15 protein-coding genes are annotated in these 13,514 nt (G+C 68.4%); 7 read left to right on the top strand and 8 right to left on the bottom strand.

What is annotated here, in order from left to right; genetic code table 11:
• Positions 1 to 6: 6 nt before the first annotated feature.
• Complete coding sequence (locus tag ACRDTB_RS10680; protein WP_431429901.1) at positions 7 to 795, bottom strand: enoyl-CoA hydratase/isomerase family protein; 789 nt, start codon at positions 793 to 795, stop codon at positions 7 to 9.
• Entirely contained in the window at positions 788 to 1,807 is a 1,020-nt protein-coding gene (locus ACRDTB_RS10675; RefSeq protein WP_431429900.1) for an LLM class flavin-dependent oxidoreductase, read from the bottom strand. Before ACRDTB_RS10675 ends, ACRDTB_RS10680 begins: the two co-directional genes overlap by 8 nt.
• A gap of 39 nt (positions 1,808 to 1,846) precedes the next feature.
• Here ACRDTB_RS10675 and ACRDTB_RS10670 point away from each other — a divergent pair, with 39 nt between their 5' ends.
• Positions 1,847 to 3,574, top strand: a complete 1,728-nt coding sequence (locus ACRDTB_RS10670; RefSeq protein WP_431429898.1) for an ABC transporter substrate-binding protein — start codon at positions 1,847 to 1,849, stop codon at positions 3,572 to 3,574.
• A 124-nt stretch (positions 3,575 to 3,698) separates the two neighbouring features.
• Here ACRDTB_RS10670 and ACRDTB_RS10665 read toward each other — a convergent pair whose 3' ends face one another.
• Complete coding sequence (locus ACRDTB_RS10665; RefSeq protein WP_431429896.1) at positions 3,699 to 4,040, bottom strand: Pepco domain-containing protein; 342 nt, start codon at positions 4,038 to 4,040, stop codon at positions 3,699 to 3,701.
• Positions 4,037 to 4,780 (bottom strand): hypothetical protein, encoded by a 744-nt coding sequence (locus ACRDTB_RS10660; protein WP_431429895.1) that lies wholly within the window; start codon positions 4,778 to 4,780, stop codon positions 4,037 to 4,039. The genes ACRDTB_RS10665 and ACRDTB_RS10660 overlap by 4 nt, the downstream gene beginning before the upstream one ends.
• A gap of 395 nt (positions 4,781 to 5,175) precedes the next feature.
• On the opposite strand from ACRDTB_RS10660, the gene ACRDTB_RS10655 reads away from it, so the two are divergent.
• Positions 5,176 to 5,868 (top strand): DUF3237 family protein, encoded by a 693-nt coding sequence (locus tag ACRDTB_RS10655; RefSeq protein WP_431429894.1) that lies wholly within the window; start codon positions 5,176 to 5,178, stop codon positions 5,866 to 5,868.
• A 657-nt stretch (positions 5,869 to 6,525) separates the two neighbouring features.
• Here the strand turns inward: ACRDTB_RS10655 and ACRDTB_RS10650 are convergent.
• The 3 genes from ACRDTB_RS10650 to ACRDTB_RS10640 all read right to left on the bottom strand — a co-directional run bounded on the left by ACRDTB_RS10650 (position 6,526) and on the right by ACRDTB_RS10640 (position 8,528).
• Positions 6,526 to 6,642, bottom strand: coding sequence for a hypothetical protein (locus ACRDTB_RS10650; RefSeq protein WP_431429893.1), 117 nt, complete (start codon positions 6,640 to 6,642; stop codon positions 6,526 to 6,528).
• A gap of 295 nt (positions 6,643 to 6,937) precedes the next feature.
• The gene (locus ACRDTB_RS10645; RefSeq protein ID WP_431429891.1) at positions 6,938 to 7,372 is read right to left on the bottom strand and encodes a VOC family protein; all 435 of its coding nucleotides are present in this window, start codon (positions 7,370 to 7,372) and stop codon (positions 6,938 to 6,940) included.
• Positions 7,323 to 8,528, bottom strand: coding sequence for an RNA polymerase subunit sigma-70 (locus ACRDTB_RS10640; RefSeq protein WP_431429890.1), 1,206 nt, complete (start codon positions 8,526 to 8,528; stop codon positions 7,323 to 7,325). The genes ACRDTB_RS10645 and ACRDTB_RS10640 overlap by 50 nt, the downstream gene beginning before the upstream one ends.
• 105 nt (positions 8,529 to 8,633) lie before the next feature.
• Here ACRDTB_RS10640 and ACRDTB_RS10635 point away from each other — a divergent pair, with 105 nt between their 5' ends.
• The 5 genes from ACRDTB_RS10635 (at position 8,634) to ACRDTB_RS10615 (ending at position 13,078) form a co-directional block, all read left to right on the top strand.
• Positions 8,634 to 8,999, top strand: coding sequence for a nuclear transport factor 2 family protein (locus ACRDTB_RS10635; RefSeq protein ID WP_431429889.1), 366 nt, complete (start codon positions 8,634 to 8,636; stop codon positions 8,997 to 8,999).
• On the top strand, positions 8,932 to 9,393 hold the full coding sequence (locus ACRDTB_RS10630) for a TfoX/Sxy family protein (RefSeq protein WP_431429888.1): 462 nt from the start codon (positions 8,932 to 8,934) through the stop codon (positions 9,391 to 9,393). The genes ACRDTB_RS10635 and ACRDTB_RS10630 overlap by 68 nt, the downstream gene beginning before the upstream one ends.
• Positions 9,394 to 9,544: 151 nt before the next feature.
• On the top strand, positions 9,545 to 9,841 hold the full coding sequence (locus ACRDTB_RS10625; protein WP_431429887.1) for a hypothetical protein: 297 nt from the start codon (positions 9,545 to 9,547) through the stop codon (positions 9,839 to 9,841).
• A gap of 160 nt (positions 9,842 to 10,001) precedes the next feature.
• A complete protein-coding gene (locus tag ACRDTB_RS10620) occupies positions 10,002 to 11,378 on the top strand; it encodes a hypothetical protein (protein WP_431429886.1) in 1,377 nt (458 codons plus the stop codon).
• Entirely contained in the window at positions 11,375 to 13,078 is a 1,704-nt protein-coding gene (locus ACRDTB_RS10615) for an AMP-binding protein (RefSeq protein ID WP_431429885.1), read from the top strand. Before ACRDTB_RS10620 ends, ACRDTB_RS10615 begins: the two co-directional genes overlap by 4 nt.
• A 40-nt stretch (positions 13,079 to 13,118) precedes the next feature.
• Here the strand turns inward: ACRDTB_RS10615 and ACRDTB_RS10610 are convergent.
• Positions 13,119 to 13,514: transposase (locus tag ACRDTB_RS10610; RefSeq protein ID WP_431429884.1), on the bottom strand; the 396-nt coding region annotated here is incomplete at its 5' end.

Here is a 13,514-nt window from a genome sequence, read left to right as displayed (position 1 = left end):
CGGATGTCAGGTACCGAGCCACACCGGATCGCGTCGGTCCAGGAACGCTTCGATCCCTTCCCGGCAGTCGTCGGTCTGGTGCAGCAGCGAGCACGCGAGGTGCTCCATGGTCATCAGCGTCTGGGTGTCGCCGTCCAGGCCGCGGTTCAGCGCCATCTTCGTGATCGACATCGCGATCGGACTGAGCGCGACCAGCGGCGCGACGAAGTCCTTCACCGCGGCGTCCAGGTCCTCGGGCGCCGCGACGGCGTTGACCAGGTTGATCCGTTCGGCCTCCACACCGGACAGCGTCCGACCGGTCAGCACGAGTTCCTTCGCCCTGCGCATGCCGACCAGCCGTGGCAGCCGGTAGATCGGCCCGCCCCCACCGAACAGCGCCCGGGTGATGTGGAAGTCGCCGATCCTCGCGTCCGTGGTGCTGACCACGAAGTCGGTGCTGATCATGAGCTCGAAGCCACCGGCGACCGCGTGGCCGTGCACCACCGCGACCGTGGGCTTTCCCATCTCGTAGAACGCGGCGAAGGTGCGCGCCGCCCTCCTGGCCACCGACAGGGAGGTGGGCACGGTCGTGCCCTCGTCCCGCAGCATGGACAGGTCACCGCCCGCGCAGAACGTCTTGCCCCGGCCGCGGAGGAGCACGGCTCGCACCTCCGGGTCGGCCTCGGCCCGCGCGGCCGCGTCGGCGAGCTCGTCGAACAGCGCGCGGTTGAGCGCGTTGCGCTTCTCCGGACGGTTGAGCCAGATGGTCGCGACGTGGTCGTCGACCTCGTACTCGACGGTTTGGTAGTCACCCATGCGCACTCCCCTCGATCACGGCAGAACCCTGGAAGTGCGGCGCCACGTCCTCGGTGAAGGTCTCCAGCATCCGCATGCTCTCGGCGTGGTCGAGGCCGAGCAGTGGCGGGTGAATGATCAGGCGATGCAGCGGTGCGTGCGGCGCCTCGTCGATGAATCCCCGCAGCCGCTCGATCACGTACTCCGGTGTCCCGATGATGCACTCCTCTTCGACGGATCGCTGCCACTTCCGCAAGCCCACCGACTTGAACCACTTGCCGTAGTGGCTGATGATCCAGTCCGCCGCCGGCCCGGCGACCTTCCATGCCCGCTCGTGCGACCGGTCGACCCAGACGAAGCGGGACGTCATGTGCTTGAGATCCGCCGGCCGGCGCCCGTGCTCGGCGAGTGCCGCGGTGTACTCACTCAGCAACTCCTCGGGTGGTCGACCGGCGAGACCGGCGACCGGAAGCCGGGCCGCACGACGTAGCACGGGAAGACTCATGCCCCCGAGGTATACCGGGATCGAGGGGCGCTGGACCGGCTTGGGCATGACGTCGACGTCGTCGAAATCGAAGTGACGCCCGTGAAACGACAGCGGTGCGTCGGCCCACGCGCGCAGCATGATCTCGACTCCCTCGGCCTGGAGCTGCCCTCTGCGCGAACGGTCGATGCCGAACCCGGCGAACTCCTCGGGTCGGTAGCCCGTGCCGACCGCGAGTTCCAACCGCCCGCCGGACAGTTGGTCCACCACGGCGGCGTCCTCCGCGACACGGACGGGATTGTGGAAGGGCATCAGCATGACGTAGGCGCCGATCCGCATTCGGTTCGTCAGAGCCGCGAAGGCGCCCAGCGCGGGCATCACCGACGGCAGGTGTCCGTCGTTCAGGAAGTGGTGCTCGGTAACCCACGCCGACTCGAAGCCGAGTAGCTCCGCGTGCCGAACTTCCTCGAGGATGTCGCGGTAGACCTCCGGATGTGGGCGGCCCCAGCCGGGGGGACTGCGGAAGCTCCACTGCACACCGAAGTACACGCCCGCGCCACCTCTCAGCCAGCAGCCGACCGAGCAGCAATGTCGATCATACTTACCTTGCTGAAAGTAAATCATCCTCTCTTGTGTCCGGTCAACGTTCGCGCCGCATGCGTATCGGTTGGGTACGGCTTGGTCACCATGCTTGACCCTCGGGCGGCCGTAGGTGTAGGACGTAGCTTACTAACCCGTCGGAAAGTTCGGTCGGTGACTGAGAGCATGCGCGTACAACGACTGCCGGCAGCACTCTCGATCCTCGTGTTGACAACGATCGTCGCCTGTTCCAGCGGCAGCGACTCCGGTGATTCGAGCTCGTCTAAGGAAGTAGACCCGAACGGCGAGCTGATCTTCTTCGACAACGCCAGCATCGAGTCCTTCGATCCCACGAAGAACACGACCGGTCGTGCCGTGCGATGGCTGTACCCGGTCTTCGACCGGCTGCTGCACCTGAACGTCGACGGCGAGATCGAGCCGGGGCTGGCGGAGTCGTGGGACTACCCGGAGGACAACGTGCTGGAGCTGCGCCTGCGTGAGGGCGTCGAGTTCCACGACGGCAGCGCACTCGACGCGCAGGCCGTCAAGGCCAATCTGGAACGAACGAAGTCGCTCGTCGGCGTCGAAGCTCAGGCCGACCCGGTGGCCAGCGTCATCGAATCGGTCGAGCCGGTCGAGCCGACGCTGGTCCGGATCAACCTCACCGAACCCAACCGGCGGATCATCTTCAGCCTCGCGAGCACACTGGGCATGATGATGAGCCCGGCGTCGCTGAAGAGTCCGGATCTGGAGACGAAGCCCGTTGGCGCCGGCATGTTCACCCTTGCCGAGTTCCAGCCGGGCGAGCGGGCGGTGTACGAGCGGTTCGACGGCTACTGGGACCAGGATGCGGTGAAGCTCGCCACGCTGGTGCTGCAGAACGTCCCCGATTCCTCGACGCGCCTGAACGCACTACGGTCGGGGCAGGTGGACCTCACCTTCCTCGATGTCGGACAGGTCAAGGACGCGGAGGCGGCCGGTCTCACGGTCGAGCCGTTCGACACGATTCAGGTCTACACGATGTTCACCCGCGTCAAGCCCGGCACTGCGCTCGAGAACAAACAGGTCCGGCAGGCGATCAACTACGCGATCGACCGCAAGGCGATCGTCGATTCGGTCCTCTTTGGAATCGGTAAGCCGACGGTGCAGATCTACCCGGAGGGCTACTTCCCGTACAACCCGAAGTATGGGCCCGAATTCTACGAGTACGACCCGGAGAAGGCACGATCGCTGCTGGCGTCGGCGGGCGTCACGGTGCCGCCGTTGACCTTCCTCGTCTTCAACCGGCCAGAAGAGATCCAGGTCATGGAGATCGTGCAGAGCCAGCTCAAGGACGTCGGCATCGAGGTCAAACTCGAACCGATCGAGCCGACCAGGTTCGACCGCTTCACCGTCGAGGACTGCTGTGACGTCATGGCGGGCAACCGCAGTGGCGGACCGGACCCGCTCGAGTCCCTGGCGTTCGTGTTCGGCCCCGACGGGGTGTTTCATCCCGGTGGAGTCGAATCGGAAGGGCTGCAGCCCGTGCTCGACAAGATCGCCGCGCTCGAGCCGGGCGAGGAGCGGACCAAGCTGCTCCAGGAGGCATCCGGTCTCACGGTCGAAGATCCGGTCGCGTTCCCGCTCTTCGCCAGGACGATCCCGTATGCCTCGCAGGAGGACTGTGTGGTCGGTTTCCGCGCGTATCGCAACGGTATCGACGAGTACCGCAACGTAGGGGTGCGGGTCGGCTGCTGACCGGTGTGCCTGGGCGAGGACTGGTGGACGCTGCTCGGCGTCCGGGAACGCTTGTTACGCGAGGAAACCGGCCCCACGACCCCGTGACCGCCCACCACGGCCCCGCGGTGGACGGCAGGCAGGCTCATTCGTGCTGCTGAACGAGTTCGTCGCCGTCGGCTCTGGCGAACCTCACGGTGACCGAACCGGTGACGCCGGCCTCGGCGATGAAGCCCAGCTTGCCGCTGGCGCTGAAGCCGAGCTGGAATTCGACCTCCTGTACCGAGAGATTTCCCGCGGCGATCGTCAGGCCGCTCACCATCTCGGTGAGCTGGTCGGCCATCCGCTGCCAGTCCTGGTTGACCTCTTCCCGCTTTCTGGTGAAGAAGTCCCGGACGGCCCCGAAGTCGGCGGCCTGGCCGGGGGCGAGCGCCTCCTTCGCGCTGATGAAGGCGATGTCGTCGCGCCTTGCCGGGGTCGTTGTCACAGGAGACTCCTCTTCTGCTCGCCGGCCAGTTCGAGGCCCCACACGATCTCGAGCTGACGGAACATGTGAACCCGGCCGCGTGGGCCGGTCTTGTAGCCATTCGCGCCGACGAACATGCCGTACGGCCGACCGAGGCCATGGTCCGGGTGGATGCGGACCGGGACGAACCCGCAGAACGGGTACGCCTTGACCGTCCTTGGTGCCGGACTGGGCGGCTCGTCCTCCACCAGCGCGGCGTCCATGATCGGATCGGCGTCGAGCACGGTCCGGGTGACGGGCCGCTCCGCGCTCGCGAAGCAGCAGGTGACCCGGTCACCCCTCTTGAGGGAGAACTCGTCGCCGTCGTCGGCGGCGACGTGTGCCGCGGTGAGCACTCCCCACCGGCCATCGACGCGGGCCCGGCTCGTCAGAATCCCGTTCCGGAACGGAAGTGCCCCATAGCTGTCGGTTGTCTTGGGCAGCCGGCGCAGGACGACCGGGAACTCGGTGCCGTCGACCTCCACGCTCATCGGCGCGGCCTGCGGCAACGCCAGCGGGCGCACGTAGAAGATCATGGCCAGCCGCGCGCCGGACTCCGTTGTGACGAACCCGATGGCCGTACGGATGACACCGCGGATCCTCGGCGCCGACTTCCCACTGCCGAGTGCCCGCGAGAGCGCGACCGCCCACCCGTTGGTCTTCTCCACGGCAGCCGGCAGCGTGATGTCTCCCATCAGGTCTGGCCCGTGGAGTTCGGCCACGTCAACGCTCTTGGGTGGATGAGTCGGCATGCCCGCCGTGATTGCCCGCGGCGACACGTCTGTCGCCGGATCGGCGTTGGCCAGCGACGCCTGGCCACCGAAGCGGCGCAACCGGCGCCAGCGCCCGATGCGTTCGAGGACGTCGATCAGAGCGGGCGATCCGAATGCCGTTCGGCGTGGCGGTTCTGGAACGGCTGACGGGCGCATCGTGACCACGGCGACCTCCCACTGCAGGTGTCGTCGGCGGCCAGCGGGTGTTTCAGAGCGAGGTTGTCGGCGCCGCTAACTGGGTGAGGTATGCGGCTATCTGGGTGTGCGCCCCGCCCGACGGGTGGGCGCCGTTGCCGCACGCTCGGTGTCGCACGTTCCGAACACGACCCGAGGAAGGTTTCGACGTGACCGACAACGATCTCTACTACCGGCTGGACGCCAAGTTCACGAAGCTGGGGCCGATCGGGTTGACGCCCGACGGCATCCGGATGGACAACGAGTTCGCCGGGCACATCGCGGAAGGAGTGCTGACCGGCGCCACGGTGACCGGCGTGGACTACTTCCGGATTCGCGCCGACGGCGTCGGGGTGGTCGACGGGCACGAGGTCCTCGTGCATGACGGCGCCACCGTCGCGGTGACCATCACGGGGTACGTGCTGCCGCCCGCCGGCATGCCGATGCCCTCGCCGGAGGTCCTCCTGTCCCCGGACTTCGCGTGGCCGGACGCGCCGTTCACGGTCGAGGTGTTCGCCACCTTCGAGACCGGTGCGCCGAAGCTGGCGGAGCTCAACCGCACGACCGTCGTGCACACCGGGCGGGCGAACATGGCCACCGGCGAGCTGACGATCTATGCGCACCGCCGGCGTCAGCCCGAATCACCAGCGTCGACCAGGAGATCTTCGCGCGTACCTTGGACGGGCTGCGCAGGCTCGAGCCCACGTCCATCCTCAGCTCGCACCTGCCGCCCGCGCACGGCCAGACCGAGGCCCTGCTGGCCAATCTCGCCGCCGCACCGACGGCCGAGCCGCCACCCGGCACCACCCAGTCCGAGCTCGAAGCCCTGCTCGCCACCATGGAGCCCACCCGTGCCTGACTAGACGGCGTGTCTCCCATATGCGCGGTGAGGCGCGCTGCGTGATCGCGGGGTGAGGGAATCGTCTACCGGTACCGGACCGGATCCCGTGGCGGGACCTGCCGCGCGAGGAGTTCGGGTCGTGGAAGACGGGTTTGGAAGCGGCACCGCCGCTACGCACAGGACGGCACCTGGGACCGGGTCCGTCAGGCGCTGCTCGCGCGGGCGAACGCCGAGGGCAAGATCGATTGGACAGCCCGCTCGGGGGTGAACGCGAACCCGCGGGTCATGGCATCGGACGCTCCTGTGGCGGGCTGACGACCAAGATCCATGCCGCGGGTGGACGGGCACGAGTGGCCGCTGGCAGCCGTGGTCGCCGATCGCGCCTACTCGTCCGGCGTGACCCGCCGGATGCTCGCCCGGCGCGGCATCAAGGCTGTGATCCCGCAGAAGAAGGACGAGCTCGCCGCCCGCCGAGGCAAAGGCTCCGCTGGCGGGCGACCCCCGCACCTGGATGCCGACACCTACAGAGGCCTCAACGTCGTCGAGCGGCACACTTCAACCTCGCCAAGCAGTGGCGAGGACTGGCAACCCGCTACGACGAGCTCGCCATCACCTACCGCGCTGCCTACATCCTCTGCGCCTGCATCGCCTGGACGCGCGTAGGAGCCGAGGCTCTGCGTCAGCCCGGGGTGAGGACGCAGAACTCGTTGCCCTCAAAGTCGACGAGGCACATCCATGGCACATCGTCCTGGCCGACGTCGGCGTCAGTGGCGCTCAGAGCCCGCAGCCGGGCCACCTCCGCTCAAACCGGCCGAGCGCGGAGTCATCCCGAGCCTTGAAATTCAGCGAGCTCGCGGCGGTGCCTGAGACTGGCTGGTCAACAACACGGATCCGCAGCGATCTCCCCGGACGCAGCCCGACTCCTGCTCATAGCTGGTCACCTCACGATGCCCCGCGCGCGTGTCGAACCGGCCGGACGGTTCGCCCGTCCCGGGCGCCTGATCCGGCGGTCCGCGCCACAGCGCCTGACAGGTCGGGGGCGGGTCTTCGTCCTGGCCCATGGGACAGAACGAGGACACGTTCGCGGCCCCTCAGTCGAGACAGAACTCGTTGCCCTCGATGTCCTGCATCACGATGCACGACTCGTCGTCGCCATCGGCAGGCAGTAGTCGCACGCGTACCGCGCCGAGCGCGACCAGTCGTGTGCACTCGGCCTCGAGTGTGGCGAGGCGCTCTTCACCCACGAGCCCGGTGCCGACCCGCACGTCAAGATGCAGCCGATTCTTGACGATCTTGCCTTCGGGAACGCGCTGGAAGAACAGTCGCGGGCCCACACCTGAGGGATCAATGCAGACGAACGCTGAACCCTGATGCTCAGGCGGCAGCGAGCGATCGAAATCGTCCCAAGTAGCAAACCCCTCCGGTGGCGGCGGTACGACGTACCCCAACACCTCGCACCAGAAACGAGCGACGCGCTCAGGTTCTGCGCAGTCGAAGGCGACTTGGAACTGCTTGACCGACGCCACCGGTCCACCATAGTGGCGCGTGCTGTTCACCGAGACCCCAGATGTCGTTGAATCTCGCCAGATTCAGTGAGACTGTGCCGCCTTCGATGAGACAGGACACCGCGTGGCTCTGGGAGACACGCCCTAACTGGCTTCCAGGGCGGATAGCGTCTCGGGGAGCCCGAAGTGGGGGGTGCAGACCGGTGTCGAGGAAGCGGGTCATGCCGCGGATGCGGCCTTTGGCGAGGGTGAGAACGATGATGCCGGCGGCGTCCGCGGTGTCCTCGCCGGACCGGGTGATGTAGCAGCCGAACGCCGGCTGTCTGTTGGCGTGCGTGGGCACCAGGCGGAGGTGGCGGCCTCCGCGCCACGCGGCACTGGCGCGGAGGAAGGCGGCGATCGCCTCGGCGCCGTGGTACTCGTGTGGTGCCGGCGGCATCGCCAGCCATGCGCGGTCGGTGAGCAGGGCGACGACGCCGTCGATGTCGTCGCCGGTGAGTGCTTCGGCGAAGCGCTGACTCAGGTCGTGCTCCGGTGCGAGGGCCGGCGGGTGTTCCTCATGGACGGTGTGGCGGTGCCGGTCGAGCGTCGCCCGGGCGCGCTGCAGTGCGCCCTTGGCGGCGGTGTTGGTGGTCTCCAGCATGGCCGCGACCTCGGCAAGGGTATAGCCGAGCACGTCGCGGAGCACCAACGCCGCCGCCTGCCGTGGTGGGAGGTGTTGCAGGGCGGCGACGAACGCGAGCTGAACGGTCTCCTTGGCTTCGTAGCGCTCCTCGGGTCCGGGCGCGGTCTCGGCCAGATCCGTGAGCAGGATGTCGGGGTATGGCTGCAGCCACGTGGTGTCCGAACGGCGACTGGGCAACGGCGGATCGAACGGCGGGACCGGCTCGGGCGGCCGTCGACGTCTGGCGGCGCGCAGCCCGTTGAGGCAGCGGGTGGTGGCGATGCGATACAGCCACGCCCGCAGGGATCCTGGGCTGGTGACGCCGGGCAGGCCGCGCCAGGCCGCGAGCAGCGTCTCCTGCAGCGTGTCCTCGGCGTCGGTCAGCGATCCGAGGATCCGGTAGCAGTGCAACCGCAGTTCGCCCCGGTAGGGGTCGGTGAGCTCGCGAAACGCCTGCTCGTCTCCCGCACGTGCCCGATCGAAGCTCGCCCGATCGACGATGGCCCTGGTCACCGGGGCATCGTCTCAGGGCGGTCCGACCGCGTCCACGGGACCGTTCCGTTTCGTCGCGCGCCGGTGTCTAACCAGGTGAAGGGTGTACGACGAGGAGGGATCGACATGAGCGACGACCACAACGGCCCGGCCCTGCGGACTGCCCTGGCGTACCACCGGGCATGGACCAGCGGAGACCTCGACGGCGCCATGGCGTACGTGGCCGATGACGTCTTCTGGCGGACGCCGGGCGAGGACCTCACCGGGAAGGACGCTTACCGCGACTTCCTGGGCGGCTTCCTCCGGGTCTTCACTGGTTCGACGGATGTCGCGGCATTCGGCGACCAGGAGCAGGCGCTGCTGTGCTACTACCCGCACACCGACGTCACCGGCACCGCTCCCGCCGCCGAACACCTCACCATCCGTGACGGGCAGATCGTGGAGAACCTGCTGGTCTTCGATCGCCTCTCCTTCGCCCCGCCACAGGCTTGATCGGATTGACCTTGATCGGATTGGAGAAGGGACGTTGGCGGTGGCGCGTCACAGAGATCTCGCGGATCGCGTCCGAGAGGCGCTGGCGGCCCAGCCGTCGGTACGTGAGGTGAAGATGTTCGGCGGCCTGTCGTTCATGGTGAACGACAGACTCGTGGTGAGCCTGATGCCCGATGGCGCGCTGCTGGTACGCGCCGATCCGGAACGGGACGACGAGTTGCTCACGGCCGCGGGAGCACGGCCGGCGGAGATGGGTGCCGGCAGAGTGATGGGAAAGGGCTGGATCGCGGTCGGCGAGGAGGCCGTCGCGGATCGAGGCGACTTCGACTTCTGGATCGGTGTGGCATTGGAGTACAACAGTCGCGAGAGGGGGCCGGGAAGGAATCGCCGATGATCACGGACCCGACGATCATCCGGATCGGCGAGGCGGTGCGGCGCCACCACCAGGGCAGCGGGAGGCCGCTCGTCTCCTGTTCGCGGAGATCTGGGACGAGACCGGCGCCGAGCAAGGGGACCCCCTGCACCGTTGCACGCTCGCGCACGCGATGGCCGATGTGCAGGACGACGTGCACGAGGAGCTGGTCTGGGACCGGCGGGCGCTGGCGGCCGCCGACCTGCTCACCGATGCGCGGGTGGCGCAGGCCGGGGTGACGCTTCCGGTGGCCGGCTTGTACCCGTCGTTGCACCTGAACCTGAGCGAGTGCTACCGCAAGCTGGGCGACCTCGGCCGTGCTCGTGAGCACCTTCGGCGGGCGCAGGCCACGATCGGCGCGCTCGGCGACGACGGGTACGCGCGGATGATCAAGGACGGCCTGGCGCAACAGGTCGAACGGCTGCGCTGACCCGGCAGCGGATCTGAACGGAATCAGGTTAGACCATTAGCCTGTATGGCCGTGGATGCCGGCGGGCAACCGTGACATCTGGTCTTGACATGACTGGAACAACTTGCTTGTCTGTTCACTAATGGTTAGACCATAGGTCCAGGAAGCGAGCAGCCTGCGCATGTGTATCGACCACAACCACGAGGCCCTGACCGACGCGTCGTTGTACGTGGACCCGGACGTCCTGCGCAGGGGGGTCGAGCGCGGGTGCGTGTGGACACCGGACGAGGTGGCCGACGTGCTCGCCGAGATGCGGCAGTTGCGGTCGCCCCACGTGGGCTGGGTGGGGTACGGCGGTGTCCAACCGGGACAGAACGTGCTCATCGGGATCGACCGTGGCTATGACCCGGAGGTCGCCGACGCGGTCGCGACGGCGCTCCGGGAGAAGGGCGCCACGGTCGACATCCTGACCCTGGACTCCGGGAGCGACCGCGAGTACACGCCGCTGGAGGAGATCGACTGGATCATCCGCGACCGGCCCTACAGCGAGCACCCGCGCCGCTGGGACGGGGTGCCCTGGATCGAGGACCTGGCGGCCGACCGGTACGACCTGTTGATCCACCGCAAGGGCGGCGGCACCCGGGAGACCAGGTTCGGCTACGAGCAGCTGCCCTTCCTGAAGCTGGAGCACCTCACCTCGGGTGCGGGGATCTTCCCGCAGGACCTCAACCGTGCGATCAACATGAAGACCTGGGACGGTATCTGGCGTCGCGGCCGGGGCGGCACGGTGCGGCTGACGGACCCGGAGGGCACCAATCTCACCTGGACCCTCCACGAGGAGTACTACCACGGGAACCGGCGGGGTTTCGTGGAGAACCCGGTCCGCCACTACGGGCACCTGCACGGTCACCCGCCGGCGCCGCTGGTGTCCCAGGAGGACTGCACCGGCGTCGTCGGCGGTACCACCTCCCATGCCGGCCGGCCGTTCCCCAGCATTCGGCTGCACATCGACGGCGGGCGGCTCGAACGGGTCGAGGGCGGCGGGGAGTACGGGCGCCGTTGGGGGGAGTTGCTGGAGGAGACCAAGAACAACCAGTACCCGGCGTTCCCGCGCAAGGGCCTGTTCTGGATGTGGGAAGCGGCCATCGGCACCCTCCCGTGGATCCGGCGTCCGGACGACGTGCACCTGATCTCCTCGGGTGGCTTCGAGTGGGAGCGCCGCCGCTCCGGCGTGATCCACATCGGGATCGGGACCCGGTGGAACGGCGAGGAGGAGTACTGGGCCGCCGAGCGGAACATGACCTACGGGCACCTGCACGTGCACCTGCTGTTCCCCACGTTCGAGATCGAGACGGTGGACGGCGAGAAGATCACGCTCATCGAGAACGGCCGGCTGACGGCCCTGGACGACCCGGAGGTCCGGGAGATCGCGAGCCACTACGCCGACCCGGACCTGATGCTGACCGAGTCCTGGATTCCGTCCATTCCCGGCATCTCGACGGCCGGCGACTACGCCGACTACGCCGAGAACCCCGAGAAGTACGTGTACTCGCTATGAGCGCGACCGAGGAACTGCGGGCCGCCCGCGACTACCTGCTCACCGTCCGCACCGACTACGACGCCGCCCGCGCGGGTTTCCGGTGGCCCCGGCCGGAACGGTTCAACTTCGCCGTCGACTGGTTCGACGCCGTGCTCGCGGCCGAGCGCCCCGACCAGCCCGGCCTGGTGCTCGTCGAGGAGGACCGCACCACGGCCGCGTACACGTTCGGCGAGCTGTCCCGCCGGTCCAACCAGGTCGCGGGGTTCCTGCGCCATGCCGGCGTCGGCAGGGGCACGCGGATCCTCCTGCTGCTCGGCAACCAGGTCGAGCTGTGGGAGACCACGCTGGCCGCGATGAAGCTCGGCGCGGTGATCATTCCGGCCACGACGCTGCTCGCTCCGGACGACCTGCGCGACCGGGTGGATCGCGGCGACGTCGGCGCGGTGGTGGCCGGCTCGGGCAACACCGCGAAGTTCGCCGACGTGCCGGGAGACTACGTGCGGGTCGCCGTCGGCGAGCCGATCGACGGCTGGCGCGAATACGGCGGCGCGGCCGCGTTCCCCACGGAGCTGCGGGATCCGGCGGACACCCGTGCCGCCGACCCGCTGCTGCTCTACTTCACCTCCGGCACCACCGCGCTGCCCAAGCTGGTGGAGCACACGCACAGCAGCTACCCGATCGGCCATCTGTCCACGATGTACTGGATCGGGCTGCGGCCGGGCGACGTCCACCTCAACGTGTCCAGCCCGGGATGGGCCAAGCACGCCTGGTCGTGCGTGTTCGCCCCGTGGCTGGCCGGTGCGACGGTGTGCGTCTACAACTACGCGCGGTTCGACGCCGGCGCGATGCTGGACGTCCTCGCGTCCACCCGGGTCACCACGTTCTGCGCGCCGCCGACCGTGTGGCGGATGCTCATCCAGCAGGATCTCAAGGAGCGCAAGGACTCGCTGTCGCTGCGCGAGCTGGTCGGCGCCGGTGAGCCGCTCAACCCGGAGGTGATCGAGACCGTCGAGCGTGCGTGGGGTCTGACCATCCGCGACGGTTTCGGCCAGACGGAGACCACGCTGCAGATCGGCAACTCGCCGCGCCAGCCGCTCAAGCTGGGCTCGATGGGCAGGCCCATGCCGGGCTTCGCGATCACGCTGGTCGATCCGGTGAGTGGCGAGCCGGGCGACGAGGGTGAGGTGTGCGTGGACTGCGAGCCGGAGCGGCCGGTCGGGCTGATGACCGGCTACCAGGGCGACGCCGAGCGGATGTCCGCGGCCTTCGCCGGCGGGCGCTACCACACCGGCGACATCGCCTCGCGCGACGGCGACGGCTACGTCACCTACGTCGGCCGCACCGACGACGTGTTCAAGTCCAGCGACTACCGGATCAGCCCGTTCGAGCTGGAGAGCGTCCTGGTCGCGCACCCGGCCGTGGCCGAGGCCGCGGTCGTGCCGGCCCCGGACGAGCTGCGCCTGTCGGTGCCCAAGGCGTTCGTGGTCCTCGTCGCCGGCGCGAAGGCCGACGAGGCCACCGCCGCGGACATCTTCGCCCACTGCCGCAGCCGGCTCGCCCCGTACAAGCGGGTACGCCGCCTGCAGTTCGCCGAGCTGCCGAAGACGATCAGCGGGAAGATCCGGCGGGTCGAGCTGCGGACGGCGGAGGAGCGGCACGCGGGCAGCCGGCCGGCGGGCGAGTACCGCGAGACCGACTTCGACCGGCCTGATCTCTGACTGATCTCCGACTGATCTCCGAGGAGTCTCAATGATCAAGTCAAGCCGCGTGCGTGACCGGCAGAACGGGGGTGAAGCGCCGGTTGTCACGCAGCTGTGCCCTCAGCACGTCGACTCGGCGGCGGGCGAGGGCGATGACGGCTTGGACGTGTTTGAGTCCTTGTCCGCGTTTTTTGAGGTAGAAGTCGCGGTTGGGGCCTTCGCGGATGATGCTGGTCTGCGCGGAGAGGTAGAACACCCGGCGCAGGCGGCGGCTGTAGCGTTTGGGGCGGTGCGGGTTGCCGGTGCGGCGGCCGGAGTCGCGTGGCACTGGGACGAGTCCGGCGGCCGAGGCGAGATGGCCGGCGTCGGTGTAGGCGGCCAGGTCACCGGCCGCGACGACCGGCTCCGCGCCCAGGATCGGGCCGATGCCGGGCAACGATTCGATGATCTCGGC

Source organism: Actinophytocola sp. (assembly GCF_050699935.1).
Taxonomy (GTDB): Bacteria; Actinomycetota; Actinomycetes; order Mycobacteriales; family Pseudonocardiaceae; genus Actinophytocola.
This window is presented reverse-complemented; position numbering and strand designations above follow the sequence as displayed.

Coding starts and splice junctions, on each gene's coding strand:
- ACRDTB_RS10615 (WP_431429885.1), top strand. CDS start 11,375: ATGAGCGCGACCGAGGAACTGCGGGCCGCCCGCGACTACCTGCTCACC.
- ACRDTB_RS10625 (WP_431429887.1), top strand. CDS start 9,545: ATGGCCGATGTGCAGGACGACGTGCACGAGGAGCTGGTCTGGGACCGG.
- ACRDTB_RS10635 (WP_431429889.1), top strand. CDS start 8,634: ATGAGCGACGACCACAACGGCCCGGCCCTGCGGACTGCCCTGGCGTAC.
- ACRDTB_RS10620 (WP_431429886.1), top strand. CDS start 10,002: ATGTGTATCGACCACAACCACGAGGCCCTGACCGACGCGTCGTTGTAC.
- ACRDTB_RS10670 (WP_431429898.1), top strand. CDS start 1,847: ATGTCGATCATACTTACCTTGCTGAAAGTAAATCATCCTCTCTTGTGT.
- ACRDTB_RS10680 (WP_431429901.1), bottom strand. CDS start 795: ATGGGTGACTACCAAACCGTCGAGTACGAGGTCGACGACCACGTCGCG.